This is a genomic window from Polyangium jinanense (assembly GCF_028435265.1).
GTDB classification, from domain to species: Bacteria; Myxococcota_A; Polyangia; order Polyangiales; family Polyangiaceae; genus Polyangium; species Polyangium jinanense.
Genome location: NZ_JAGTJK010000014.1, coordinates 179,443 through 205,090 on the forward strand (window position 1 = coordinate 179,443; position 25,648 = coordinate 205,090).

Below are 25,648 nucleotides of genomic sequence, written 5' to 3' on the forward strand. Positions count from 1 at the left end.
GGGAAGCGAGGAACGCGGAGCGAGCCCAAAGGCCCGCTCCGTCAGCGCGTGGCGAGGGCCGCCTCGACCGCGATCTGCAGCGACGTCGTCGGCCACAGGCCGAGCACGAGCACGAGCACGCCAGCGACGACGAGCGCCGTCGCGACGTAGCCCGAGCGCATCGGCTTCGCGATAGGCGCGCCGGGCGCGGGTTCGCGCATGTACATGTAGACCATCACGCGCAGGTAGTAATACGCGGAGATCACGCTGTTCAGCAGCAGGATGACCGCGAGCGGGTAGAGCCCGGCGCCGATCGACGCCTTGACAATGTAGAGCTTGCCGAAGAAGCCCGCCGTCGGAGGCACGCCCGCGAGCGAGAGCAGGAAGAGCGAGAACGCGAAGCCCGCGGCCGGGTGCCGCTTGCCCACGCCCGCGAGGTCCTCGTAGCTCACCGCCTCCGCGCCGCGGCTGCCCATCAGGATGAGCGCGCCGAACGCGCCGACGGTCGAGACGGTGTACGTGAGCAGGTAGAACATCACGCTGCCCTGCGCGTCGCCGCCCGCGCGCATCGTCGCGACGACACCCACGAGCACGTACCCCGCGTGCGCGATGCTCGAATACGCGAGCATGCGCTTTACCGACTCCTGCTGGCCCGCGACGAGGTTCGCCACCGTCATCGTGAGCACCGCGAGCAGCGCCACGACCGGAGGCCAGCCCGCCGCCCACGACTCGAGCCCGCCTTCGCCGAAGGCGCCGATGAGCACGCGGAGCATCGTGGCGAACGCCGCGCACTTCACGGCCACGGCCATGTACGTCGTGGTCGGCGTCGGCGCGCCCTCGTAGGCGTCCGGCGTCCACATGTGGAACGGCACCGCGCTCACCTTGAACGCGAGGCCCACGATGATGAGCACCGCCGCCGTGATCACGAGCGCGAAGTTCGGGCCCTTGCCCGGCTGCGCGTTCGCGATCGTCTCGCGAATGCCCGCGAGATCCGTGTGCCCCGTCGCGCCGTAGAGCAGCGCCCCGCCGTAGAGCAGGAGCGCGGCCGCGAACGACCCGAGCAGGAAGTACTTCACCGCGGCCTCAGTGCTGCGCAGCGAGGCGCGGCGGAAGCCGACCATCGCGTACACGCCGAGCGACATCGTCTCGAGCCCGAGGAAGAGCGAGAGCAGATCACCCGCCGCAGCGAGGATCATCGCGCCCACGGTCGAGAAGATGATGAGGGGGTAGAACTCGCCGCGATCGAGCCGATGCTCCGGCAGGTAGCCGCCCGCGAGCAGCGCGGCGAGCGCGCCGCCGAGGCAAAGCACGAACGAGAAGAACAGGGTGAAGCGGTCGACGATCACCCAGGGCGCGACCAACGACGCGCCCTCGAGCTTCTCCGGACCCACGAACCAGATCGCCGCGGCGAACACCGCGCCCGCGAGGAGCGTGACGGCCGTGCCGAGCGAGAGCTCCGACGACGGACCGGCGTCGCGATCGTCCGACGTCTCGTCGACGCGGCGCTTCGAGAACGCCTCCGCCACCATGAGGAGCAGGCCGCCAAAGCTGACGACGAGCAGCGGTGACAGACCGAGGAAGAGCCCCGCGTTCACTGCGCCACCTTCCCTTCACCGCCGAGCGCCGCCTGCGAGCCCTCGGCACCCGCCGCCGGCTCCTCGGGCTTCTCCTTCTTCGGCATGCCCTTCAGGAACGCCGGCGAGAACGTGTCCTCGGGCAGGAGCTTCGCGTCCCGCTCGTCCGCGAACAGGATCGCCTGGCCCGATACGACCTTGTACTGGTTGTGGTGGAGCAGGATCGACTCCTTCATCCGATCGAGGAAGATCGCGGGGAAGAACCCGATGACGAAGATCATCAGCACGAGCGGCGCGAGCGCGAGCGACTCGCGCACCGTGAGATCGGGCAGGTGCTTGTTCTTCGGGTTCGTGAGCGGGCCGAAGAACATCTTCTGGACCACGTAGAGCATGTAGACCGCCGCGAGGATCACGCCGGCCGCCGCGCCCACCGTGTGGATCCCGGCGAACTTGCCGAGCCGCTCGGAGAGGAACGTGCCCATGATGACGAGGAACTCACCGACGAACCCGTTCGTCCCAGGCACGCCAACCGACGCGAACGTCACGATCAGGAAGACGACCGTGTAGAGCGGCATCACCTTCGCGAGCCCGCCGAACTCGTCCACCTCGCGCGTGTGGCGCCGATCGTAGATGACGCCGACGAGGAGGAAGAGCGCGCCCGTCGACACGCCGTGGTTGACCATCTGGAGCACCGCGCCCTGCATGCCCGTCGGCGTCGCGCTGAAGAGCCCCAGCATGACGAAGCCGAGGTGCGCGACCGACGAGTACGCGACGAGGCGCTTCACGTCGCGCTGCTTCCACGCGACCAGCGCGCCGTAGAGGATGCCGCCCAGGATCGCCACGCCCGCCAGGTTCGCCGACAGGTTCGAGGCGGGCCCCGGGAAGAGCCCCATCGAGAAGCGCATGTACGCGTAGGTGCCGAGCTTCAGCATCACGGCCGCCAGGATCACCGAGCCGCCCGTCGGCGCCTGCACGTGCGCGTCCGGCAGCCACGTGTGCACCGGCCACATCGGCACCTTGATGAAGAACGCCAGCGAGAAGGCCCAGAAGCAGATGAGCTGCGCGCTCTTCGGCAAGACCACGCGCGAGAGCGCGAGGTAGTCGAACGTGAAGTCACCCGTGAGCTTCTGGTGCGTCCAGACGAGGTAGATGATCGCGGCCAGCATCAGCACCGAGCCGGCCATCGTGTAGAGGAAGAACTTGATCGCCGCCTTCACGCGATCCGCGCCGCCCCAGACGCCGATCATCATGAACATCGGGACGAGCATCAGCTCCCAGAACACGTAGAACAGGAAGAGATCGAGCGCGACGAACGCGCCGATCATCCCGCCCTGCAGGAGCAGGAGCGCGAAGCAGAACTCCTTGATGCGCGTCTTGATCGAGCCGAACGACGCGTACGCCGCGATCGGCGTGACGAACGTCGTGAGGAGCACGAGCCACAGGCTGATGCCGTCGATCGCGACGTGGTAGCGGATGCCGAGGAAGGGCATCCAGTCCTTGATGTACTGGAAGTGCCAGCCCGCGGTCATCGGGACGGTGAGCAGCCAGAGCGACGCGACGAACCCGATGCCGAGCACCACGTACGTGAAGCCGCGGAGCACCGAGAGCATCTGGCGCGGGATGAACAGCACCGCCGCCGCGCCCACGATGGGCAGCGCGATGAGCAGGTTGAGCAGGTGCGGCCACTCGCCCGGAGCCTGCGCCGCCTGCGCCGCGCCTTCGGTCGGCCAGAGCCAGATCACGAAGAGCGTGGTGAGGGCGGCGATGAAAGCCAGGCCGGCGCGCTGCTTCGTCGACGCGTCGCCCCGCGGGACGAGCGCGCCGAGGATGCCCGCGCCGATCGCAGGCCAGTACTGAAACACGAGATCGAGCGGGCTCATTGTGCGCCTCGCGGGTTGATGAGCCCGGGGATGTCCTTCGCAGGAATGCTACCGCCGCCCGCCGGCACCACATTGCCCGGCACGACCGGGATGGGCGCCGCGGAGGACGGGAAGCCGCGGCCAGGCCGCGTGATCGCGAACGAGTGGGTCGCCTCCTGCGCGAACGCGTTGCGCACGTGCAGCTTGACGTCCTTCGTCTCCCCGGGATTGACGTTGATGCGGACCTCACGCACCTGGGTGAAGTCCTTCTGCTCCGTCCCCGTGCCCTCCCAGCGGTAGGTGTAGCCGGGGCCGGGCGCCGCCGAGATGACCACCTCGCCAGCCGAGCGGAGCTTCGAGTCGTCGACCGTCGCGTCGGCGTGCGGGCGGACCAGGAAGAAGCCCACGCCCGCGAGGCCGAGGGCCATCGCAGCGCCGTACACCTGCACGCGGCCGGTCTGGAACGTGCGGAGGACCGTCCCGAAGAACGCGACGATCGCCGCCGTGAGCTTCGCAAGGACGCCGTCGATGAGCCACTTGTCCGCGGTCGTGAAGATGTCCGCGAGCGCGTCCACCATCCCGACGACCACGGCGTCGTAGAGCTCGTCGATCCGCCACTTGTCGTAGATGAGCTTGTAGAGGCCCGGCGCCGCCTTCTTGAACGACTCCTCCGGCGCGCCGCCCTTGTTCAGGTACACGACCATCGCCGCGCCCGTGCCGGCGAGGAAGGCCGCCACGCCCGGGCCCATCATCGGCCACATGAGCTTCTCGACGCCCTCGCCGCGCAGCACGACGGCGTCGTGCGCACGCGAGAAGACCGGCGAGAGGATGTGCCCGAGCGGCTCGATGTGGATCGGCTCCGCCATCAGGAACCCGGCGAAGACCGCGAGCGCCGCGAGCACCATGAGCGGGAGCGTCATCGCGAGCGGCGACTCGTGGGGCTTCGGCCCCTCGAGCGGCGTGCCGTCGTCGTGGTGATCGTGGTGATCGTCGTGGCCATGATCGTCATGGCCGTGGCCGTGCTTCGGCTCCTTCCAGCCCGCGACGATCTTCCACCCACGGAACTCGCCGTGGAACGTGAGGAAGTAGGCGCGGAACATGTAGAACGCCGTCATCGTCGCGGCGACCACGCCGACCCAGTAGATCCCCTGGCCGAGCCACGAGGGCCACGTCCAGAGCGGCTCCATGCGGCCGACCTCCGGCGCGACGATCTTCGTGGAGAACGCCCTCCAGAGGATCTCGTCCTTCGACCAGAAGCCCGCGAGCGGAGGCGCGCCGGCGATCGCGAAGCACGAGAGCAGGAACGTCCACCGCGTGATCGGCATGAACTTCTTCAGGCCGCCCATGTTGCGGATGTCCTGCGACTTGTCCGTGTCGTGGATCCGCGCGTGCATCGCGTGGATCACCGAGCCGGCGCCGAGGAAGAGGCAGGCCTTGAAGAACGCGTGCGTGAAGACGTGGAAGAAGCCCGCGGCGAACGCGCCCACGCCGACACCGATGAACATGAACCCGAGCTGGCTCACCGTGGAGTAGGCGAGCACCTTCTTCAGGTCGTGCTGGAACAGGCCGATCGACGCGGCGAAGATCGCCGTGGCGCAGCCGAGCACCGCCACCGTCGCCATCGCGGCCGGCGACATGAGGAACACCGCCGACGTGCGCGCGACGAGGTAGACGCCCGCCGTGACCATGGTGGCCGCGTGGATGAGCGCGGAGACCGGCGTGGGGCCCGCCATCGCGTCCGGGAGCCACACGTAGAGCGGGATCTGCGCGCTCTTGCCGGCGGCGCCGAGGAACATCGCCAGGCCCACGAGCGTCGACGCGTAGACCTGGATGCCCTTCTCGGGCAGGAACAGGTGCACGATCGCTTTGTAGAGCGCGTTCGCGCCCGGGTTCGCCGCGTCCCACTGCGCCTCGAGCGGGAGGTTGCCGAAGGGCCAGATCGTGACCGGATCGAGCAGGTTCCGCGCGCTGGCGTTGATCTCCGCGAAGCGCAGCGATCCCGTGTAGTAGAGCAGGATCGCCATCGCCACGAGCAGACCGAAGTCGCCGATGCGGTTGACGATGAACGCCTTCTTGCCCGCGGTCGCGTTCTTCTCCTCGCCGAACCAGAAGCCGATGAGGAGGTAGCTGCAGAGGCCGACACCCTCCCAGCCGACGAAGAGCACGGCCATGTTGTCCGCCATGACGAGCGTCAACATGGCGAAACAGAAGAGGTTCAAGTACGCGAAGAACCGGTGGTAGCCCGGGTCCTTCACCATGTACTCGCTCGAGTAGAGGTGAATCAGGAACCCGACGCCGGTGACCACCAGCATCATCGTCGCGCTCATCGCGTCGACGCTGAAGGCGACATCGATGGGGATCGTTTGCCCCATCCGCCCGTTCAACGAGAACCAGCGCCAGGCGGTCCACGCGAGCGTGCCGCCGCCCTCCCCCTTCGGCAGGAGGAGGAAGGTGGCGAGCGCCGCGATGAACGAGCCGCCGAGGGCCGAGAGGGCCATCAGGCGGACGCCGGCCTTGCCGAGCCGCTTGCCAAAGACGCCGTTCACGAAGGCGCCGATGAGCGGAAGGGCGAGGACGACCGCTAGTAGCGTGAAGTTCGTTGCGGGAAACTGAGCTTTGAGGGCTTCCACGCTAGTTCCTCAGGAGATCGGCGTCGTCCGAGCGCACCGTGCCGCGGAGCCGGAAGAACGCGAGGACGATGGCCAAGCCGACGGCGGCCTCCGCCGCGGCGATGGCGATGATGAAGAAGGTGAAGATCTGCCCGGTGTGACCCCCCACGTACTGGCGGTTGAAAGCGACCAGCGTGAGGTTCACGGCGTTCAACATCAGCTCGATGCTCATGAGGAGCACGAGCAGGTTGCGTCGGATCAAGAAGCCCACCGCGCCCGTCATGAAGAGCGCGGCGGCCACGATCACGAAGTACTCGAGCGGGACGGTCACGACCTCGCCTCCTTGGTCTGGCCTGCAGTGCGTGCGGTGGGTGCGGGCGTCTGGCTCGGCTTCGCGTCCGCCGCGGGCAGCAGCGTGGGATCCACCTGCTTGCCGCGCGCGACCGCGACCGCGCCGATGACGGCCACGAGGAGCAGCGCGCCCGAGAGCTCGAACGGCACGAGCGCCGTCGAGAAGAGCTCGTGCCCGATCGACTCGATCGTGCCGAACTGCGGCGGCACGGCCGGCAGCGCCGTCGGCGTGGCCGACTGCGTGCGCATCACGAGCGCCATCGCGCCGAGCCCGCTCACGAGGAGCGCCGCGGCGCCCACGTAACGCGCCACCGCGCCCCGCGCGTCGCGCTTCGACTGCGCCGACGGGCCGAGGAGCATGATCACGAACAGGAAGAGGATCACGACCGCGCCCGCGTACACGAGCAGCTGGATCGCCGCGAGGAACTCGGCGGCCAGCATCAGGTAGAGACCCGCGATCCCGATGATCGTCGAGAGGAGGCCCATCGCCCCGCGGATCGGGTTCTTCGCGCCCACGGTCACGACCGCGCCGAGCAGCGCGATGACCGAGCAGAGGCCGAAGAACGCGAGTTCGAGTTTGTTCACAGCGCGAGCCTCCCCGTCCCGGACTTGCCCTTCGTGCGCACGTGCTCCTCGAACTCCTTGCGGTACTTCCGCAAGAAGCCGAGCGCGGGCATCGCCGTGCCCTCGCCGAACGCGCAGATCGTGTTGCCCATGATGTTGTCGGCGATCTCGTGGAGCCGATCGAGCTCCTCCATCGTGGCCTCGCCGTGCACCATCCGATCGAGGATGCGGAAGAGCCACGCGCTGCCCTCGCGGCACGGCGTGCACTGGCCGCAGGACTCGTGGCGGTAGAACCGCATCAGGTTGTGCATCGCGAGCACGATGTCCGTGTTCTTGTTCAGCACGATCGCGCAGCACGTGCCGAGCATCGTCCCGAGCGCGCGGTACGTCTCCACGCCCATCGGCACGTCGAGCACGTTCTTGCCGTGCCAGCGGTGCAGCGGCGACTTGGGGTCCGGCGCGTTCACCGTCTCGTCGGGCCGAAGGATCGGACAGGACGAACCGCCGGGGATCACGCCGAGCAGCTCGCCGCCCTTCACGCCGCCGCCGAGGTCGTAGATGAGCTCGCGCAGCGTCAGGCCCACGCACGCCTCGAAGACGCCGGGGTTGTTCACGTGGCCCGAGACGCCGTAGAGCCGGCAGCCGCCGTCCTTCTGATCGTGCAGGTCCGAGAGCTTGGAGAAGGCGTCGCCGCCCATCGCCAGCGCCACCGGCACCGCCGCGATCGTCTCGAGGTTGTTCACGGTCGTCGGCATGCCGAACGCGCCAGCCTGCGCCGGGAACGGGGGCTTGAGCCGCGGCTCGCCGCGCTTGCCTTCGAGCGAGTTCAGGAGGCTCGTCTCTTCGCCGCAGATGTACGCGCCGGCGCCCGTGTGGACGTAGACCTCGACGGGGTAGTCGATCCCGAAGGGCTTCGCGCCGAGGTAGCCCTTGGCGCGCGCCTCCTCGATCGCGCCCCAGAGGCGCGCCTTCGACAGGTGCAGCTCGTCGCGGACGTAGATGTACGCCGCGTGCGCGCCGATGCCGAAGCAGCCGATGATGCAGCCCTCCACCACCGCGTGCGGATCGAGCTCCATGATCGTCCGGTCCTTGAAGGTCCCGGGCTCGCCCTCGTCGGCGTTGATGACGAGGTAGTGCGGCTTCTCCGGCTTCGGAGGCCACGGCATGAAGCTCCACTTCACGCCCATCGGGAAGCCGGCGCCGCCGCGACCGCGGATGTTCGCGGCCTTCATCTCTTCGACGAGGGCCTCCCGGGGCATCGAGAGCGCGCGCTTGGCCTGTTGATAGCCCCCGTCACGCTCGTACACGGGGAGCGTCCACCCCTCGGGGACGCCATACCGCTTCGTCAGATACGTCGTTTGTCGCAGCATGGGTCACTTGATGAGGCGGTCGAGGATCCGATCGACCTCGGCCGTGGTGAGGTTCTCGTAGTAGTCCTTGTCGACCTGGATCATCGGCGCAGTGCCGCACGAGGCGAGACACTCCGCCGTCCGCAAGGTCACCTTCCCGTCCTTCGTCGTCTGCCCGACGTGGATACCGAGGCGCTTCTCGCAGTGGTGGAGGATGTCGTCCGCGCCGCGGAGCGCGCAGCTCAAGGTCCGGCAGACCCAGACCTGGTGCTTGCCCACGGGCTCCTTGTTGAAGAGCGTGTAGAACGTCACCACGCCCTTCACGTGCGCGGCCGACAGGCCGAGCCGAGCCGCCACCCACTCGACGACATCGTCGGAGATCCACCCATTCTGCTCTTGGCAGAGATGGAGGACGGGGATGCAGGCCGCCTGGCGGTTCGGGTAGCGCGAGAGGATTTCTTCGACGTGCTTCTCGCGGTCGGGAGACAGTGCGAACTTCGTCATGTTCGTTCGCCAGCAGGGCTAGGGGTGGATCGAGGCGGCGGCAAGCGAGCACGTGTCCTCGTGCTCAACTTCGAGCTCCTCCGTCGGGCCACGAGCCAGACCGGAAAGAGAGCGAGCCGCCCGAAGGGTTTTGCCCGCGTTTCGCTCGGGCCCCTTCTGCAGGCGCGCGCACGCTAGTGAGCGACCCCCGGTTGTGTCAAGGCGCGCCGTTCGCCATGCCGAATCTTTCTCTTTTTCTTGGGGCCGCGCTCCACCCGCGCCCACCTCGCAGCGGCGCCGTTTCACGCGCCCGAGAGCCCTGCCGGGCACGCGCGGGTTTGCTCGCTCGCAAGCGCGCGCACGCGTCGGCGCTCGATACTCTGACGACCCCTTGCGTTGTGCTTGAGAAGTGGGGCGAACCTCCACTACGCTCCCGGCCGCCTCGCGCCCTTCGCAACCGTTCGAATGACGCGCAGCGCCTCGGGAGGTGGTTCGTGTTCTGTCCGAATTGTGGGACACAAAACTCGGAGACGGCGACGACGTGCACGAAGTGTGGCTTCAACCTGAAAGGAGCCGCCGCGCCGAAGTTCAAGGGGACGATGCTGATGAGTCAGCAACCCCCGACGCCGCCCGCGGGGGCCATGCCGCCGCCGGCGCCGCCGCCGCCGATGGCGCCGCACATGCCGGCCGCCGCGCCGCCGCCGCCGCCAGGCATGCCGCCCGGCGGGCCGACGCTCGGTGATCAGGGCCTCGCGGGCACGGTGATCGGCGTGCCGCCCGCGGGACTCGGCCCAACGGCAGCTCCGCTGCCGGCCGCGCCCCCGCCCCCGCCGGGATATCCGCCGGCGGGCGGATACGAGCCGCAGGGCGGGCTCGGGAGCACGCTCGCGATCGATCTCCCGAACTTCACTCCTCCCTCGCCGAACCCGCCCGGCATCCCCTCGCCCGGCGCGTTCCCGCCCCCCGCGGGCCCGCCCCCCGGCGGCGGCTTCGGCGCGCCCCCGCCCGGCGGACCCATGGGCGGCTCGCCTCCGGGTTACGGCGCTCCTCCGCCTCCCGCGGGTGGTTACGGCGCTCCTCCGCCTCCCGCGGGCGGTTACGGCGCTCCTCCGCCTCCTCCGGGCGGCTACGGCGCTCCTCCGCCTCCTGCAGGCGGTTACGGCGCTCCCCCGCCCCCCGCGGGCAGCGGATACAGCGCTCCTCCGCCTCCTCCGGGCGGCTACGGCGCTCCTCCGCCTGCCGGCGCCTACGGCCCGCCTCCGGGTGATCCGAGCGGGATGGGCGGTCCCGGCGGCTACGGCGCGCCTCCCGGCGGCGCGTACGGCGCGCCTCCCGCGGGCGCCATGGTGGCCCCCGGCCAGTACCCCGGCGGCGCGATGGGCGCTCCGATGGGCATGGGCGGCGGCGCCATGATGGGCGCGCAGGGCGGCGGCATGGGCGGCGTGCGTGGAACGACGCGCAACCCGATGACCGCGCTGCTCGGCACGCTCTTCTGCTGCGGCATGTACCACCTCTTCGGCGGCTACGGCATGCTGAACGAGCTCAAGGCCTACACGAAGGACGAGTCGCTCCAGTCGTGGCACCTCTTCGTCCCGATCCTGAACCTGCTCATGATCCTGAAGCTGCCCGAGATCGTGACGCGGGCGAAGCAGATGGCCGGCTCGCGCAACCCGCAGTCGCAGAGCCTCGTGATGTACATCTTCCTCTTCCCCTACGCGCTGGCGAAGGACCTGAACCAGGTCTGGGATCCAAACGCGGTGGACTGATCGACCAGGACGAACCGGGGCAGCGCTTGGACAAACCCATCGCCGCCCCGGTCCCGTCCCCCACCCCAGTCCCCTACCCCGTCCCGCGCCCCTACACGCCCCCTCGCCCCAAAGGAACCGCGCTCGGTCGCGCCGCGCGCCTCGCCCTCGTCGGGGCCGTGCTCAGCGCTGCGGTCGTGGTCCGTTTCCCCCTCTGCCCGTTCGCGCTCGTCACGCGCCATCCCTGCCCCGGCTGCGGCCTCACGCGCGCCGCGCTCGCGCTCGCCACCGGCGACCTCCGCGAGGCCATCCACTTCCACCCGCTCGTGATCCCCATCGTCCCGATGGTCGCGCTCCTCGCGCTGCAAGGAAGCTACAACTACGTGCGCCACGGCCGCTGGTACACGTTCGCGTTCCAGCAGACGCGCGTCGTCACCCTCGGCTCGATCGTCCTCGCGGTCGCCATGATCGCCGTCTGGTTCGCGCGCTTCTTCGGCGCCTTCGGCGGCCCGGTCCCCGTGTAGCCGGGCCGCATTGGTTGCTGCACCAAGGATCTCCGCATCGCCTCAGATCGCCCCGCGCGGCGCCGGACGACGCATGCCTCGGCGCAGCCGCGGCTCCGCCCGGGACGCGTCCTCTGCGTCCGACGGACGCGCGTGCGTCGTGCGCGTATCGTCCGCGCCCGCGAGCAGCCGGTTGTACGAGCGCTCGATCTCCTCGCCGAGCACGTCGAGCTCCTCGTCCGTGAGGCTGCGCTTCAGCTTCGGGAACACCACGTCCTCCTCGACGTCCGCGTGCTTCTCGAAGCGCTCGCGCAGCGCCGCGATCATCGCTGCGAACTGCGGCCCGGTGCGCGGCATCGTGAGCGCGAGCCGCGCGGCGTCGAGGATGCGCGTGTGCTCTTCGCGCGCCTCGCGCACCTTCGTGTCGTCACCGAGCCTGCTCGCGCACGCGATGTAGACGTACGCCTCCTCGACGCGGACGTGCGCCTCGACGGCGCGCAGCGCGGCGTAAAACGCCTCTTCGCTCCCCAAGCCGACCGGCGACGCCTCCACGAGCCGCGACAGCAACGCGCAGACGTCGCGGTGCTGTTGCTCCAACAGATCGAGTGCATCCATGAGCCCTCTCCTCCAAGCCTGTCGCTCTGGCGGCGGTCTTTCGCTCCCGCGGGCGGAACCGTGAGCGAAAGCCGCGCAGCGCGGCCGTCTATGGCAAGGAGCGGGCCCACGGCGGGCGCGCACGGCGTGCTCGATGCCGCGCCGGCGCCCGCGTGGCGGGTGATCTCCTACCCTGCGAGCGCCGCGGCTACCCCGGCGACCTTCGCGCGCGGGCGCCTCATCTCGGACAGCGCGCGTCGCATTTCTGCGGCGCCCGAGAACCGCGCGTCCGGGTGCTTCGCCAGCGCGCGCGACAGGAGCACGTCGAGCGCGCGCGGCACATTCCGAAGCTCCGCGCGCAGCGGCACAGGCGCCTTGCGCACCGTCGCCACCGCCACGTCCAGGTCCCCTTCCCCGCGGAAAGGCAGCTTCCCCGACACGGCGTAGTAGAGCAAGAGAGCCGTCGCGAACAGATCACTCTGCGCCGTGATCGCGCGACCGCGCGTCACTTGCTCGGGCGACATGAACCGGATCGTCCCCACGAGCGCGCCGCGGCTGTCCGCCGTCACCCCGTCGCCCGTGTCCACGCCCGGCTCGTGGGCGAAGCCGAAGTCGAGCAGGAGCACGCGCGTCTCGCCCGCGGGCCCCTCGGTGAGCAGGACGTTCTCCGGCGTGAGATCCCGGTGCACGATCCCCGCTGCGTGCACGGCCTCGAGCCCGGCCAGGATCCGGTCCGTGATCTCGAGCGCGCGTCCGATCGAGAGTGGCCCGTCCTCACGCACCACGGCCCCGAGCGTCCTGCCCCGATAGAGCTCCATCAGGTAGTACGGCCGCCCGTCGCTCATGTGCCCGTGACCGAGCACCGGCGCCACGTTCGGGTGCACGACCCGACGCGTGAAGGAGATCTCCCGTTCGAACCGGGCCCGTGCCCCCTCGTCGTTCGCGAAGCAGGCCCGCAGCGTCTTCAGCGCCACGCGCTTGCCCGAGGAGATCTCGCGGGCCGCGTACACGAGCCCCATGCCGCCTTCGGCCACGACGCCCTCGAGCACCAGGCCCGGCACGTACGGAGCTCCCTGATCCCCCGTAGGGCCGGGGAACGGGGCGTCGTGCGTCGGGAGGAGGTCCCGGGACAATCCTTCGGTGAATTTCGGAGGTGTCATGGTCGGGGCAGCAGGTCATTTCTGCACGCTCCCCGTCGGGAATCACCCGAAAAGTGCATCGGCACCTTGCCCGGCTCCGATCAGGACCGTCCTCAACGTTTCCCGGCGCAAGGTGGACGGTAAGCGCACGTCCCAGGTGCGGATGCGCAGGTGCACGACCGCGCGCCGAGCTCTGTCGCTTGCTTTTTCTGGCAGCCGGTTTTTCGCGTGTTCAGGAGGGCAGGAGCGACTTCAGGCGCGCGACGAACGTGAGCGCGTCGAGCGGCGTCAAACGCTCGACTTCCACGGCGCGCAGCGTTTCGAGGACGGGCGCGGCCGCATCCGTGTCGGGTTTCGCCTTCGCGAACAGGTCGAGCTGCACCGAGCCTTGCCGCGTGCGTCCGCGCATCGTCGCGTGTTTGCCCGAGGGCAGCGGCGCGCCAGCTTCGAGCGTCGAGAGGATCGCCTTGGCCCGCGCGAGCACCGGCTCGGGCACGCCCGCGAGCCGCGCGACCGCGACGCCGTAGCTCCGACTCGCCGGCCCTTTCACGAGCTTGTGCAGGAAGACCACGTCACCGCCGTGCTCGCGCGCCGAGACCGACCAGTTCGCCACGCCGGGCCCGTGCTGCGCGAGCTCCGTCAGCTCGTGGTAGTGCGTGGCGAACATCGCGCGGCAACCGACCGCGTCGTAGAGGTGCTCGGCCACGGCCCACGCGATCGCGAGCCCATCGTACGTGCTCGTGCCACGACCGATCTCGTCGAGGATGACCAGCGATCGCCGCGTCGCGTCGCGAAGGATCGTCGCCGTCTCGCGCATCTCGACCATGAACGTGCTTTCGCCGCGCGCCACGTTGTCGCTCGCGCCGACGCGCGAGAGCACCCGATCGACGAGCCCGATCCGTGCCGCCTGCGCGGGAACAAAACTCCCCGCCTGCGCGAGGATCGTGATGAGCGCGACCTGGCGCATCAGCGTCGACTTACCCGCCATGTTCGGGCCCGTGAGCAGCCAGAGACGCTCGCCGCCGAGATCGAGCGCCGTGTCGTTCGGCACGAAGCGACCCGCCGCCGCGAGACGCTCCACGACGGGATGCCGCCCGCTCTCGATCACGAGCGCGTCGCCCATGTCGATCACGGGCCGCACGTAGTCCTGCCGGTGCGCCACGTCGGCGAGCGCCGCGGCCACGTCCCACGACGCGAGCGTCCGCGCGAGCTTGCGGATCCGCTCCGCGTTCTCCGCGACCGTGCGCACGAGTCCTTCAAAAATGTCGGTCTCCCGCGCGAGCGCGCGCGACTCGGCATTCTCCAGCCCGTCCGCCAGCTCGTCGAGACGATCACTCGTAAAGCGCTCGCCGCCGGCCACCGTCTGCTTGCGCCGGAAGTCCGGCGGCACCTTGCCGAGGTGTGTCTTCGTCACCTCGATGTACCAGCCGAACACCCGCGTGAAGCGGATGCGTAGCGAGCCCGCGCCCGTCTTCTCGCGCAGCTCCGCTTCGAGCTTCGTCATCTCCTCGGCGCCGCCGCGCGCGAGCCTGCGCTGCGTGGCGAGCTCCGCGTCGTACTCCTCCCGGACGAACCCACCCTCACGCGCGAGCGCCGGCGGCCGGTCCACCAGGGCCGCCGCGAGCTTCGCCGCGAGCTCGGGCAACGTGTCCACCTCCGCGCCGAAGAGCTCGCGCGTCTCGCTGGTCGAACGTTGGGGGCTCCGCTCGGACAAGCCGAGCTCTGCCCCCAAACCCCCGGCGGTATCCACGATCGACCGCGTCGCCGCCACCGCCGCGGGCGCCGCGAGCAGCCCATCCCGCAGCGCGCCGAGATCCTTCGGCGTCGCCTCACGGAGCACCGCCCGCACGCTGAGCCGCTCCAGATCGCCCACGCGCCCGAGCGCCTCCCTGAGCTCGCCACGTGCCCGCGGGTTCTCCACGAACGCCTGCACCTCGTCGAGCCGCCGCCGGATCGACGCCACGTCGAGCAGCGGCGCGAGCAACCTTCGCCGGAGCAAACGCGCCCCTGCCGGCGTCACCGTCGCGTCCACCGTCTCGAGCAGCGTCCCCTTCCGCGACCCGTCGGCCCCTCGCACGAGCTCGAGGTGCACCTGCGCCGTCTCGTCGATCCGCATCGTCCCTGTCGGGTCGTACGGCGCGATCCTCCGCACGGGCAGCGGACTGCCCGGCGTGCACTTGTGCGCGAACCGGAGCGCCCGCGCCGCCGCCCGCCGCGCCGCGAGCGGCAACGTCGACGCCGCCTCCGCCGCGATCGGCTCCGCCACCGACGCGTCGATCGTGGCCGCCACGTCTCCATCGTCGAGCGGCTCGTCCTCCCGCAGCACCGCGCGAGGGGCTGCCAGCCCGGCGCCCTTCTTCACATCCGGGTCGAGCCCCCCGCCGACGAGCACCTCCCGCGGATCACACCGGGCGAGCTCCGCGAGCAGCGACGCGAGATCCGAAATGGTCCCGGCCGAAAGCTCTCCGGTCGAAAGATCGAGCAGCGCAATCCCGCGTTCCGCATTACCGGACTCGTTGTCCACGGCGACGAGGTAGTGGTTTGCCCGCGCGTCGAGCTGCTCCGTATCGGTCACGAGCCCCGGCGTGATCACGCGGACCACCTGCCGCGGCACGATCCCCTTCACCGTCGCGGGATCGGCCATCTGCTCGCAAATCGCCACCTTGTGGCCGAAGGCGAGCAGGCGGGCGACGTATCCGGCGGCCGCGTGGTGGGGCACCCCGGCCATCGGTTCTTCGTCGGGGTTCCCCTTGTTCCGGCTTGTGAGGGTGATGTCGAGGAGGCGCGCCGAAATGACGGCGTCCTCCCGGAACATCTCGTAGAAATCCCCCATCCTGAAAAACAGAATTGCGTCGGGATGGGCAGCCTTGGCCTCCTCGTACTGCCGCATCACGGGGGTGAGCTTCTTGCCGCTACTGCTGCCGCGCATTTGCACGGCCCCCCCTTACCATGGTTTGCCGGGTGGGTCCCCCTCGTTTGTCCAGGGCGCCCCGGAAAAACCCGGGACCTCGACAGGCGTTCAGGATCCGCGGACGAACCGTGTCAGTAGTATTGCCGCGTGAGGGCGAGGCGGCTGGCCGAGATGAGCATGAGGCCTTCGAGCGAGCCGTCGGTGATGGCGAGCTCGCCGGTGGAGGGGACGAACGTGACCGCCTGAGGCTGGATCTCGGTCGCGGACGTCGTGGACGAGGTGAGGGTCAGGAGGAGGGGGCGGAAGTTGCCCTGCGTCGCGAACTGGAAGAACGTGTCGCGCGGCGGGCCGTTGATCGTGGCCGAGCTCGGGTTCGCGTCGAATTCGCTCTCCGGCGCCGGATCGTTGATGGCCATGCGGAAAAAGGGATTGATGAAGGCGAGGAGATCGCCGTCCTTCACCACCTCCCCGTGCGGCGCGGCGCGCACGCGGCCATTGAGCCGTGCACGCGTTGGATCACACGAATTGCGGCACGCGCCGAGCGGCGTATCGCCGACGCTCTCCGGAGCCGCGATCACGTGGTGCAAGAAGCCCGAGGCGTTGCCGACGACCGACCATTGCCCGCCCACGCGGATGTTGAACCCGACGAGCGTGGGGAAGCAGCATTCGATGAGCTCGGGCGAGGCGCCGCCGCGCGACCCGCCGAGCTCCAGGCGATCCTGATACGCCTCGAGGATCGAGATGTCGCGCCCCTCCCGCGGAAGCTCCGCCGGGCCGAACGTCGATTTGCATTGCTGGTACGTGCAGACCCCTTGTGTCTCCGGGCTCGTCCAGTGAATGTCGTCCTCGTCGGGGATGTTCGAGGCAATCTGCACGTAATCGGCGAGGGACTTCGCTTTCGCCGCGGCGTTCGCGTCGCCCTCGCTCGAAAGGATCTCCTCCCAGGCGCGCTCGCCGAGCACGCCCTGATCGCAGAAGCGGCTCGCGGCGTCGGAGAGCGTCGGCGTCGGGCCGCCCGTGAGATCGAGCCGCCCGGCCTTCCCCGCGAAACCAGGCAAAGCGCCCTCGTAGGTGATCGTGAACGTCTGGCTCGCCGACTGGGCGCGCGGGTCCTCGAAATTCATCACGACCGTATGCTCGGGATCCCCGGCATTCGTCGTGAGGCCCGTTTTTTGATCGATCACCCGGATCGTCCCACCCACGGCCAGCGTGAAATGCTCGGGCGGGAGCTCCTTGGTGCCGCTCGGCAGCACCGGCACCGTCGCGCGGATGATCGGCCCGTCCTCGTCGAACGTCGATTGGAGCGTCCCTTGGTTGTTGTAAAGCAAGGGGAAGCCCGAGAGGCCGGGCTGGTTCTGGCCCGTTCGCTCCGACGTCCGCATGTAGTTCGCGCTGCGCGGCGTGTGCGGCACGACGATGTTGCACGAGATCTCGCCCGTGCTCGCGAGCACCTCTTCCCCGGCGAGATCCGCCGGCGCGCCAGGCGGCGGGCACCCATAAAGATACGTGTACCGCGTCGGCGCGCGGCAAAGCGCGTCGTAATCGTCGATGTCGACGACCGCGATCTGCCCCGTGCCGAGCACCACGTACGCGAACGCCCCGCGCATGCGGGCCGGACCCGCGCCGCTCTCGTACGTCCCGCTCGTCCGGTAGAGCGTTTCGGGATCACACGAGGTCGACGTCGTCGTGCAGACCGTGAGATCCGGATCCGGGCTGCAACGCACGCCCTCCGGGGCCACGCCCGTGTTCGGGATGGGCAGCGGGTTGTCGCGCTCGATGATCACGAGATCCTGCACGGGCACGCCGAACTCCACGCGATCGGGCGCCTGCCCGGGCGTCCACTCGGGGTGCGGCCGCGTGACGGGCCTGCGCGAGGTCGCGTCCTCGGCGATGTCGAAGACCATCACGCTGCCATCGAGATCGTCGACCGCGTAGAGGAACCGCTCGAGCGAGCCCGCGAGCGTCGGCGACGCGGCGATCTGGCTCGTGGTCACGACCCGATCAGGCTCGCTCAGCGACGTCGGCAGGAGCGGATCCCGCTCGATCGGCTCGCACGGCGTCTTCATGTCGAGCACGTGCACGACGGGCGCGTCGAGGTCGCCGACGAAGAGGCGCTTCTCGGAAAGCGTGATCCCCGCGGGGCGCGCTTCGTAGTCCTGCGCGGGCGCGGGCGCGATCACGGGGGGCGCGACGCACGCGGCGCCCGTCGGCGGAGGCGCGGGCGGGCTCTGCACAGGCAGGTCCACCGTGAGCGGGACCCAGCGATCGATGGGGCACTCTTTCCACGAGCCCGGCGCGTGCACGTACACGAGCTCGCCCGTGTCCGGATCCTTGCGGGGCGTACCATCGGCCTCGCGCTCCACGTCGAAGAGCGTCTGCGCGTCGATGACGGCGAGCGCGCCGAGATCGGGGATCGTCACGACGAGCTTGGGCCGGCCGAGGCCCTCCTGCGTGAGGTCGACGAGGAACCCGCCGGCCCCGTCGGGCTCGGGCTCTCGCGGCTTCGAATACGTGGTGTCGTCGCAGTGCGCGCGGACCTCGCCCGCGTCGTTCTTCGGATCGTAGACGACGAGCATCTCGCCAGGCGCGCCGGGCAGCGCGCAGGCGGGCCAGCTCGAGAGCGTCTTCGGCAAGCACGTGCTGCAGACGCGGATGTCCTTCGCGGCAAGGGCAAAAATCCCCTCGCGGCCAGACTCGGCCACGCCCACGAACGCGGCCATGCTGCCGTTCGTGCTCGCGATGTCGATGGGCTGCGCGCCGACGGGCAGGAAGTTCGCGCCAGGCACGCGCGGATTCGAGTCGAGCACGGAGTCGACCTTCGTGCTCATGTCGACGACGGCCACCTCGCCACGCGTCGTCTGGGTCACGAGCGCGTAGAGGTGCGGCTGCGTCGTGACCCCGTTCGCCACGGCATAATCGTCCGGCGTCTCGAACCGCGTGCCGCCGCATCGCTCGTAAGGCAGCGCCGGCGTCGTCCCGAGGCCCGGGGCGCCAAGGCAGAGGAACGAGACGCGGCCCGAGCGTTCGAGCGCGCGGACCTCCGACGCCACCGTCTGCGTCTCGCATCCGCCCGCGGAGACAAGCGCGAGGGGCAAACCGAGCGTGGCGAGCGCGAGGCCGCCGAACGAATAAGAAATACGCCGCTTCATTGTGACTCCTTGGGCGGCACCGGTTTGCCGAGCGTCATGTACATGGCCCCGAACGTGGCATGATTGCGCATGTCGAGGTCCACGACGCCGACGTACGAATCCGTGAAATGACCGACGTACATCGTCGAGTACCAGATGGGGTTGCCCTGTTCGTCGAGGACCAGATTCCCCGCCTCGTCCCGCAAGCGCTCCGTGTCGAAGGCGATAGCATGCGGGCCACGGCCCGTCTTGATGACGTTGTCCACGCGCCGCGAGGCCGGGTCGTACGAGAAGACGAAGCTCGAATCATAGGCGAGAGCGAAGACACGCCACGCGGGCCGGCCATCCAGCCCGATCACCTGCCCCATCCTCACGCGCGACGAGCCGAACGCGAGCGGCACCGAGTCGTGGAACGCAACCTCCTCGAACGCGCCAGTCACCTCCGGGCCGTTCGGCCCCTCGCGCTCCGTGAACTTGGTCTCGATCTGCCCGATCACGAGCGCCGCAGGAGCACGGTTCGCCATGTAAACGCCGAGCGGATGGTCCTCAGCGCACGCCCTGAGGCAACTGCCGCGCACCGCGCCCGTCGGGCACGCATCCTCGCACGCCCGCCGCTCCGTCCCATCGATCGCGACCCCACGCGAGTCCGTCGAGCTCGCCGTCGTGCCGATGCGCACCGACGCGCTCCGCGTGACGAACGGCCGAGCCGGACTCGAACCGCCGTCATCGTTGTACCGCAAGACGTCGAACACCGGCGACGATCGGTAGCTCACGCCGAACGCAGGCGTGTAGTCGATCGCGGCCCGGTTCTCCTCGGCGAGGCGCGCGATCGGGATCGCCGCCAAGTCCGTCGCGCCCGGCGGCAAGCCCGCGACGTAGTGCTCGAGCGCAGGCTCGCTCTCCCAGCGGTTCACGATGAGGCTCGCCGTACTCGCCGTCTGCTCGTTCGGGTGCACGACCACGACCGACTCGCCGCGCTCGTCCACCGCGATGCCAATCGGCTCGACAGGCAACGTGAGACCACGCTGGCTGTCCGACGGATCCCGACCCACGAGGAAGTCCCGCGAGCACCGCCCGCCCGAGGACGTGGCCCCACACTCGAGGCAGACCGAGCCGCTGCAAGGCGACGCAGCAGGCAGCGGCGCGCCGTCGCAGGAGATCTCGCGGTCGTCGGTGATGTCGAAGTACGTGACCGAGGGATCACCACGCACCGGGACGAAGAGCCGCGCACCGCGCCCATCATCGCAAGGGTTCGGCTTGACCGCGATCACCGCGTCGGTAGCGAAGGCGCCGATCGTCACAGCCTTGCCGTTCTGCAAGTACGAGGAGAGCGAGACCGGCGCGCAAGGCCCCGGGTAGAGCGTGGTGTTGTCGTTGCGCCCAACGCCGAGCGTGCCGCAAGCAGCAGCCGTCGGATCGCCGCTCGACGCGGGGCTCCCGGCCGCATCGAGGATCGCCTGCCGTAGTTTGTCCCCGTCGGCCCGAAGCTTCACGAGGTCGAGCGCGAAGACCGTGCCGCCGTTGTATTGCAGATCAAAATCAGAGTTCGCCACGAAGAGCGCAGTTCGCCCAGGCGAAACCACGAGGCCCGTCGGGTAGTAGAACGCGTCGCGGGGCGGCGGGACGCCGTCAGCGACCGAGAAGCAGCCCCCAAGGCCGACGAGGCCCGAGGCAGCAAGGACCAGCGCAGCGGAGGCGAAGCGCACCCGGCGTGGCAAGGTGCCCGCAGCGCTCGGGCAACGGAAGTCAGGTTCGGGCGACATGGCGCGGCGCAGCCTAGTTTGCCGCCCCCTGCAGAGCAAGGCGCCCAGCTGTTTGGTGGCCATGTCCGGGACGTCGAAGCGTCGCGCCCCCCCGGGGTTTCACCCCGGACCCCGACCAGGGGTTGTCCACCCCTGGACCCGGACCAGCGCAAGCGCTGGACTCAGGGTCGATGAACTGCGCGATGCGCAGTTCATCGAACAGGTCAGGTCAAGACCAGCGACGACGAGACGGCAGCGCTGACGTTTTGATGGGCAACGCCGTTTCTGGTCTTGCCACCGGCCTGTGGGAAGAACTGCGCATCGCGCAGTTCTTCCACCACGAGTCCAGGGCTTGCCCTGGTTCGGGTCGAGGGGCGAACAGCCCCCGCGGGGTCCGGGGCAGCGCCCCGGCGCGGCGCCTCGTTGCGTTTCCTCCCCCGTCGTTTATCGTTCCGGCCATGACCGCGCCGACGGCGAACCGCGAGATCGTGCTCTTCGTGTGCGACAGCCTCATGCAAGGCGAAGAGCTCCATGCGCGCCTCGCTGCTGCGCGCCCGCTCGGCCCGGCGACGACCGCCGCGGCCTACGATCTCGTCGACCTTGGGACCATGGGCGCCCTCGTGCCAGGTGGCATGGTCTCCGTCGCGGGTGAGCTTTACGCGCTCGAACCGCAGGCCCTCGCCGCGCTCGACGTATTCCGTGGCCACCCGGTCCTGAACCAGCGCATCGCGATCCGCCTCGCCGACGGCCGCGAGGCGCAGGCGTATGCCGTCGCGCCCGAGCAATCAGCAGGGCGACGGCGTGTCCTCTCAGGCGACTGGCGCAAGCGCCGCGGCGCGACGAGCCTTGGCGGTGGGCGGGGCGCGGGGCCCGTGGTTCGCTGGGCAGGCCGTCGGTCCTGAAGGCGTAGCGCCGGGGTTTCACCCCGGGCCCGACCAGGGGTTGTCCACCCCTGGACCCGGACCAGCGCAAGCGCTGGACCCGGGGTCGATGAACTGCGCGATGCGCAGTTCATCGAACAGGCCGAGGCAAGACCGGCGAGCGACCTTGCCAGGCAAGACCGCAGCGCGGACGTGTCTGCTGAGGGTGCGCTGCCGTCTTGGCTGGCACCGTGGTTCATGGTCTTGCCACGGGCCCGTCTGAAAAACCGCGCATCGCGCGGTTTTTCAGCCCTCGGTCCAGGCCGTGCCTGGTCCGGGTCGAGGGGCGGACAGCCCCCGCGGGGTCCGGGGCAGCGCCCCGGCGCAGCGGCTTGCGCGTCAGGCATTCGAGCTGGGCAGTTGACGCTCGCCTTTCCGCTTCCCGCCCTCTGCGTAGTGTTCGAGGAGCGAGTTCACCTCGGATCCGAACAGGATGACGAGCCCTGCCACGTAGAGCCATAGCAGGAGCACGATCACCGCTCCGAGGCTCCCGTAGGTTGCCTCGTATTTCCCGAAGTTTTCCACGTAAAACCGGAAACCGAGGGCGGCCAGGATGAGCACGCCGACGCCGAGCACGGCGCCGGGTGTGATGAACCGGAAGCGTTGCTCCACGTTTGGCCCGAAGTAATACACGACTGCGAATGCTGTCAGCAGAAAGCCCAGGATCACCAGCCAGCGGAAGGCAGAGAACAGCTTCAGGAGCGCGCCGCTCCAGCCGATGAGCTCGGCTACCTCGCGCTGTAGGATCCCGCCGAAGATGATGAGCCCGAGTGCGGTCACGACGAGCGCGCCGAAGAGCAGCACGAGCAGCACCGACATGCCGCGTGTCTTCCAGAAGGGCCGGGTTTCCCGCACGTCGTAGGTCACGTTGAGCTGCCCGATGATTGCGTTGAGCCCGTTCGATGCGGCCCAGAGTGTGCCGAGGAGGCCCACGGAGAGCAGCCCGCCGCGCCGCTCGGACAGCACCCGATCGACGGTGGACGTGAACAGCTCGGCCGCTTGCGTCGGCATCGCCTCCCGCAAAAGGTCCGTGATCGCCGACTCGAGGCCTGGGATGGGCAGGTAGGGCAGCAGGCTCAGGAGGAAAATCGCGGCGGGGAAGATCGACAGCATCAGGAAATATGCCAATGCCGCTGCGCCTGTCGAAACCTGGTCCTCGCGAATCTCCTTGTAGAGATCCTTGATGAACTGGCGGAACCCGACGCCCGGCCGGATCAAGCGGCTGAGGGGCACGAGCTGCCTTCGCTCGCTTCCGCGATCGGCACGGGCGGGTTTGCGCCAGCGCCCATGCGCGCGCCTCGGACGGCTTTGCACACCGAGCGGAGGATGGGACCGCATGAGCTCTCCCGGGGCAAGCCGGATGCCGGACGGTTTTCGGCCCGACGGGCCTTGCTTGACGGGGACGGCCGGGCACGCGCGGGCTTGCCGATCCGTCGCCGCGCGATCGCCAGGCCCTGCGCGTCCTCGCATTCTTACCAGACGACGAAACCGACTCCTTCCACCCCCTTGTCACCTCGCGAGGATGCGATCCGTGCTCCCAACGTGTGTTGGCGTACTCTCCAGGACACGAGCCGGGCTCCCGGTGCGAGCTTGCGAGCTGACAAGGACGCGATCGGACCTCCCATCGCGTCCTTGTCGGTCGACCAGCGCAGGATTCCGACGCTCTTCGTGCTGTTGTCGATGCGCAAGGACACGATTGGCGCTCGGTTCGTGTCCTTGACGATGAGCAAATGCGCGTCCTTCACTTCTTGATCGGGGGGCGCGTAGGCGTCGGGGTCGTCTCGGCGGTCTTGCACGAATCGAAATCGTACGGGTTGCCCTCATCGCAGAGGATCGTCTGATCCCAGCAGCACGAGGGGCAATAACGCTCCTCCTTTCGATCGAAGCAGCCTCGATAGCATTTCGCATTCGGCTCGTAGCACTCTTCGCGCAGGACGACCTTTCCCGCGTCGTTCCGCCTGACCGATGGCTTGGCCTTCGCCGGGTCGTCGCAAGCAGCACCCGCCAGAAGGACGAAGGCCAAGGTCATTGCAGCCTGCATGCTCTTCACTGTCATGCTCCTGCGGGTCCACCGCGTACGATCGGGCGCATCGTCACTCTTTGTCGGGGCACGAGTAGAAGCTATAACCTGCGTCCGCCCTGCATGCCGCACCGTTCTCGGCACAGCACGAGGTGCACGCGGCTCCAAGATCAGCCTGGTTGCACTTGTGATGGCAAGCAGCAGCTTTGCGCTCACAAGGACCCACCTCAGCCTCCTCCGTGACGCACCCCCCACCCGCCGCGAACACGACCCACCCCCACAGCACGAGCGCGCAAACCTTCCTCACGGCTCTCATGTCTGCCTTCCCTGTTTCTCTCGCCAGATAGCTCAAGGCTTCTCAGGCGCCCCCGGCTCCGCAGCCCCCGCCGGCTCCTCCGCGGCCTCGTTCTCGCGCCCCTTCCGGAAATCGAAATAGATGAACCGAGCGAGACCTCGACCCCCGCGCCCGAGCGCGTTCTCCACGGCCTTTCGCTCCTCCCACAACGTATCGACCACGAGCTTGCGCGCCGCAAGCTCCGTCTGAAACAGCGCATTCACCTGCTTTTCCCCCTCCCGCACCCCCGACGCCGCCGGACCGACGATGGGAATCACCTTGTCGAGCAGCGCGAGCACGTCCGCCTTCACCGACAGCGTGGAGTCGTGGACCGCTTTGCGGAGATCGAGCGCGAGCTCCTCGTCTTCCTTCACCGTCGGCGAGGTGTACTCCTCGGTGCCATTCGGGAAGATGGCGCTGTATTCGGGATTCGAGGTGCGCCGATCGGGCAGCGAGGTGCGAATCGTCTCCGATGAAACCGCGATGACCGCGTCGAACCCACGGTCGACGCCCCGCCCTTTGCCGAGCGCGATGCGCTGGTCGACGTATTCGAACACGATCCGCGCGACATACGCTCCCACGAGCTGCTTGACTGCCGCCACGACCTTGTTCCCCGACGCCTCGAGCGCCGCGCGACGCTTTTCGTCCGGCACGAGGTTCTCCATGGCCGCGACCCCGAGCGTCCGTCCCCCGACCTCCGCCGCGTACCAGGTGATCCGCAGCGTCTCCGATCCTACCGCAGGTAAAACTCTCTCGTCCCTCCAGTGATGACACGAATGTGTCCGGAGCGACCCTACACGGGCGTTTTGTTGCCTGTCAAGGTATCCCTCCGCCCCAGCGGCCCCGCCTTGACGCCGCGCGTCCCCCTCGATATTCGTTGGGCCCCGAACGAGGAGCGCGCGATGGGCCGTTACATCAGCGGGACCGATGGATTCTCCTACAAGTACGCCACGGGGGAGCAGGACAACAACCTGACCGATCTCGCAGCAACGTCGGGGGTCGGTAGCTCCTACGTAAAACCCGAGTTCTGGGCGTGGATGCCGGAGACCGAAGAGAACCTCGTCTTCGACTGCATCGCGCTCGCCAAGGCCATCGTGGCCGAGACCGGGGCGTCGGGCGAGGTCACGGCCGTCTCGCGCTATCCGGAGGCGGGGATCTTCCTCGACGAGGGATACGGCGGCTACGTGCTCGAGTTCGTGCAGTACGCGATGGCCGAACAGATCCTCGAGGTCGCGCGGCGCGTGGATCGGGCCCTGCCGCACCCGGCCCGCTTGATGCCGCTCGTCGGCGTCGCGCGATTCGTCATGAGCCGCGAGGACTATCCGCGGATGCTCTCGTACGTGAACGGATTCTTGCCGGACAACCTCTCGGTCTCGGAGGTATCGATCCTCGCCGGCCGCGAAAAGGGTCTCGACAAAGCATTCAGAAAGCAGCTCCAGGCGTTGCGCGGAAAAGAGGATTTCCTCCCTTTCATGGGCTTTCAGATCCTTTGCCACGCAATCTGGAAGGACCTGCCGCGCATCGAGGTGTGGGAGAAGGATCCGGCGATCACGGCCGCAGGGTTCTGGGAGAACACCCCGGAGTGGGGCCCTTCGTGGCTGCTCGGCAGCGGCGACGCGACGGGCGAGCAGCGCTGGGTATCGGGCCTCGTGCGCCTGTTCCAGGGCGACGCGACCGGCGCGCGGACGGAATTCGTGGCGGCGCGTGAGCGCGGCGAGTCTCGTGCGACGCGCTGGGTCGAAATGGTCGATCGACCTATTTGAGCGGTCTCCTCGAAAAACCTCTTGTGGGCGGCACGCGTGAGGTGTAGCGAACGAGGAAGGGCATTCGTTCGCCCTGAGGGG

Annotated in this window: 19 protein-coding genes and 1 pseudogene; 5 read left to right on the forward strand and 15 right to left on the reverse strand. The window is 68.9% G+C overall.

The window, feature by feature from the left end:
• Nucleotides 1-41 precede the first annotated feature (41 nt).
• The 7 genes from KEG38_RS25145 to nuoE form a co-directional block, all read right to left on the reverse strand.
• Entirely contained in the window at nucleotides 42-1,574 is a 1,533-nt protein-coding gene (locus tag KEG38_RS25145; RefSeq protein ID WP_272422429.1) for an NADH-quinone oxidoreductase subunit N, read from the reverse strand.
• On the reverse strand, nucleotides 1,571-3,433 hold the full coding sequence (locus tag KEG38_RS25150; protein WP_272422430.1) for a complex I subunit 4 family protein: 1,863 nt from the start codon (nucleotides 3,431-3,433) through the stop codon (nucleotides 1,571-1,573). The genes KEG38_RS25145 and KEG38_RS25150 overlap by 4 nt, the downstream gene beginning before the upstream one ends.
• A complete protein-coding gene (nuoL, locus tag KEG38_RS25155) occupies nucleotides 3,430-5,958 on the reverse strand; it encodes an NADH-quinone oxidoreductase subunit L (protein ID WP_372518193.1) in 2,529 nt (842 codons plus the stop codon). The genes KEG38_RS25150 and nuoL overlap by 4 nt, the downstream gene beginning before the upstream one ends.
• A gap of 85 nt (nucleotides 5,959-6,043) precedes the next feature.
• A complete protein-coding gene (nuoK, locus tag KEG38_RS25160) occupies nucleotides 6,044-6,352 on the reverse strand; it encodes an NADH-quinone oxidoreductase subunit NuoK (protein ID WP_272422432.1) in 309 nt (102 codons plus the stop codon).
• The gene (locus KEG38_RS25165) at nucleotides 6,349-6,957 is read right to left on the reverse strand and encodes an NADH-quinone oxidoreductase subunit J family protein (protein ID WP_272422433.1); all 609 of its coding nucleotides are present in this window, start codon (nucleotides 6,955-6,957) and stop codon (nucleotides 6,349-6,351) included. The genes nuoK and KEG38_RS25165 overlap by 4 nt, the downstream gene beginning before the upstream one ends.
• A complete protein-coding gene (gene nuoF / locus KEG38_RS25170) occupies nucleotides 6,954-8,306 on the reverse strand; it encodes an NADH-quinone oxidoreductase subunit NuoF (protein ID WP_272422434.1) in 1,353 nt (450 codons plus the stop codon). Before nuoF ends, KEG38_RS25165 begins: the two co-directional genes overlap by 4 nt.
• A 3-nt stretch (nucleotides 8,307-8,309) precedes the next feature.
• Nucleotides 8,310-8,789 (reverse strand): NADH-quinone oxidoreductase subunit NuoE, encoded by a 480-nt coding sequence (gene nuoE, locus KEG38_RS25175; RefSeq protein WP_272422435.1) that lies wholly within the window; start codon nucleotides 8,787-8,789, stop codon nucleotides 8,310-8,312.
• A gap of 215 nt (nucleotides 8,790-9,004) precedes the next feature.
• Here nuoE and KEG38_RS56055 point away from each other — a divergent pair.
• The 3 genes and pseudogenes from KEG38_RS56055 to KEG38_RS25185 all read left to right on the forward strand — a co-directional run.
• A pseudogene (locus KEG38_RS56055) lies at nucleotides 9,005-9,328 on the forward strand (zinc ribbon domain-containing protein); the annotation flags it as partial.
• Nucleotides 9,329-9,373: 45 nt separating this feature from the next.
• Entirely contained in the window at nucleotides 9,374-10,534 is a 1,161-nt protein-coding gene (locus KEG38_RS25180; RefSeq protein ID WP_272422436.1) for a hypothetical protein, read from the forward strand.
• Nucleotides 10,535-10,560: 26 nt separating this feature from the next.
• Complete coding sequence (locus tag KEG38_RS25185) at nucleotides 10,561-11,037, forward strand: DUF2752 domain-containing protein (RefSeq protein WP_272422437.1); 477 nt, start codon at nucleotides 10,561-10,563, stop codon at nucleotides 11,035-11,037.
• 42 nt (nucleotides 11,038-11,079) lie between these two features.
• On the opposite strand, the gene KEG38_RS25190 is transcribed toward KEG38_RS25185, so the two are convergent.
• The 5 genes from KEG38_RS25190 to KEG38_RS25210 all read right to left on the reverse strand — a co-directional run bounded on the left by KEG38_RS25190 (nucleotide 11,080) and on the right by KEG38_RS25210 (nucleotide 20,551).
• Nucleotides 11,080-11,631, reverse strand: a complete 552-nt coding sequence (locus KEG38_RS25190) for a hemerythrin domain-containing protein (RefSeq protein ID WP_272422438.1) — start codon at nucleotides 11,629-11,631, stop codon at nucleotides 11,080-11,082.
• A gap of 167 nt (nucleotides 11,632-11,798) precedes the next feature.
• The gene (locus tag KEG38_RS25195; protein WP_272422439.1) at nucleotides 11,799-12,770 is read right to left on the reverse strand and encodes a serine/threonine-protein kinase; all 972 of its coding nucleotides are present in this window, start codon (nucleotides 12,768-12,770) and stop codon (nucleotides 11,799-11,801) included.
• A gap of 211 nt (nucleotides 12,771-12,981) precedes the next feature.
• Complete coding sequence (gene mutS, locus KEG38_RS25200) at nucleotides 12,982-15,678, reverse strand: DNA mismatch repair protein MutS (RefSeq protein WP_272422473.1); 2,697 nt, start codon at nucleotides 15,676-15,678, stop codon at nucleotides 12,982-12,984.
• 113 nt (nucleotides 15,679-15,791) lie between these two features.
• Nucleotides 15,792-18,809: a hypothetical protein gene (locus KEG38_RS25205; protein ID WP_272422440.1), complete on the reverse strand. Its 3,018-nt coding sequence runs from the start codon at nucleotides 18,807-18,809 to the stop codon at nucleotides 15,792-15,794.
• A complete protein-coding gene (locus KEG38_RS25210) occupies nucleotides 18,806-20,551 on the reverse strand; it encodes a hypothetical protein (RefSeq protein WP_272422441.1) in 1,746 nt (581 codons plus the stop codon). The genes KEG38_RS25205 and KEG38_RS25210 overlap by 4 nt, the downstream gene beginning before the upstream one ends.
• 437 nt (nucleotides 20,552-20,988) lie before the next feature.
• Between KEG38_RS25210 and KEG38_RS25215 the strand changes: the two genes are divergently transcribed.
• Nucleotides 20,989-21,432 carry a gamma-glutamylcyclotransferase family protein gene (locus tag KEG38_RS25215; protein ID WP_272422442.1) on the forward strand — a complete coding sequence of 148 codons (444 nt, stop codon included), beginning with the start codon at nucleotides 20,989-20,991 and terminating at the stop codon, nucleotides 21,430-21,432.
• 357 nt (nucleotides 21,433-21,789) lie between these two features.
• Here KEG38_RS25215 and KEG38_RS25220 read toward each other — a convergent pair whose 3' ends face one another.
• The 3 genes from KEG38_RS25220 to KEG38_RS25230 form a co-directional block, all read right to left on the reverse strand.
• Nucleotides 21,790-22,683, reverse strand: a complete 894-nt coding sequence (locus tag KEG38_RS25220; RefSeq protein ID WP_272422443.1) for a YihY/virulence factor BrkB family protein — start codon at nucleotides 22,681-22,683, stop codon at nucleotides 21,790-21,792.
• 508 nt (nucleotides 22,684-23,191) lie between these two features.
• Complete coding sequence (locus KEG38_RS25225) at nucleotides 23,192-23,506, reverse strand: hypothetical protein (RefSeq protein ID WP_272422444.1); 315 nt, start codon at nucleotides 23,504-23,506, stop codon at nucleotides 23,192-23,194.
• Between the two features lie 312 nt (nucleotides 23,507-23,818).
• Nucleotides 23,819-24,469, reverse strand: a complete 651-nt coding sequence (locus KEG38_RS25230; protein ID WP_272422445.1) for a hypothetical protein — start codon at nucleotides 24,467-24,469, stop codon at nucleotides 23,819-23,821.
• Between the two features lie 237 nt (nucleotides 24,470-24,706).
• On the opposite strand from KEG38_RS25230, the gene KEG38_RS25235 reads away from it, so the two are divergent.
• Nucleotides 24,707-25,567, forward strand: coding sequence for a hypothetical protein (locus tag KEG38_RS25235; protein ID WP_272422446.1), 861 nt, complete (start codon nucleotides 24,707-24,709; stop codon nucleotides 25,565-25,567).
• Nucleotides 25,568-25,648 lie beyond the last annotated feature (81 nt).

What these genes read in the sequence shown, in the direction of transcription:
- KEG38_RS25150 (WP_272422430.1), bottom strand. Translation starts at nt 3,433, where the DNA reads ATGAGCCCGCTCGATCTCGTGTTTCAGTACTGGCCTGCGATCGGCGCG.
- nuoF (WP_272422434.1), bottom strand. Translation starts at nt 8,306, where the DNA reads ATGCTGCGACAAACGACGTATCTGACGAAGCGGTATGGCGTCCCCGAG.
- nuoE (WP_272422435.1), bottom strand. Translation starts at nt 8,789, where the DNA reads ATGACGAAGTTCGCACTGTCTCCCGACCGCGAGAAGCACGTCGAAGAA.
- KEG38_RS25180 (WP_272422436.1), top strand. Translation starts at nt 9,374, where the DNA reads ATGAGTCAGCAACCCCCGACGCCGCCCGCGGGGGCCATGCCGCCGCCG.
- KEG38_RS25190 (WP_272422438.1), bottom strand. Translation starts at nt 11,631, where the DNA reads ATGGATGCACTCGATCTGTTGGAGCAACAGCACCGCGACGTCTGCGCG.
- KEG38_RS25195 (WP_272422439.1), bottom strand. Translation starts at nt 12,770, where the DNA reads ATGACACCTCCGAAATTCACCGAAGGATTGTCCCGGGACCTCCTCCCG.
- mutS (WP_272422473.1), bottom strand. Translation starts at nt 15,678, where the DNA reads ATGCGCGGCAGCAGTAGCGGCAAGAAGCTCACCCCCGTGATGCGGCAG.
- KEG38_RS25205 (WP_272422440.1), bottom strand. Translation starts at nt 18,809, where the DNA reads ATGAAGCGGCGTATTTCTTATTCGTTCGGCGGCCTCGCGCTCGCCACG.
- KEG38_RS25210 (WP_272422441.1), bottom strand. Translation starts at nt 20,551, where the DNA reads ATGTCGCCCGAACCTGACTTCCGTTGCCCGAGCGCTGCGGGCACCTTG.
- KEG38_RS25215 (WP_272422442.1), top strand. Translation starts at nt 20,989, where the DNA reads ATGACCGCGCCGACGGCGAACCGCGAGATCGTGCTCTTCGTGTGCGAC.
- KEG38_RS25225 (WP_272422444.1), bottom strand. Translation starts at nt 23,506, where the DNA reads ATGACAGTGAAGAGCATGCAGGCTGCAATGACCTTGGCCTTCGTCCTT.
- KEG38_RS25230 (WP_272422445.1), bottom strand. Translation starts at nt 24,469, where the DNA reads ATGGAGAACCTCGTGCCGGACGAAAAGCGTCGCGCGGCGCTCGAGGCG.
- KEG38_RS25235 (WP_272422446.1), top strand. Translation starts at nt 24,707, where the DNA reads ATGGGCCGTTACATCAGCGGGACCGATGGATTCTCCTACAAGTACGCC.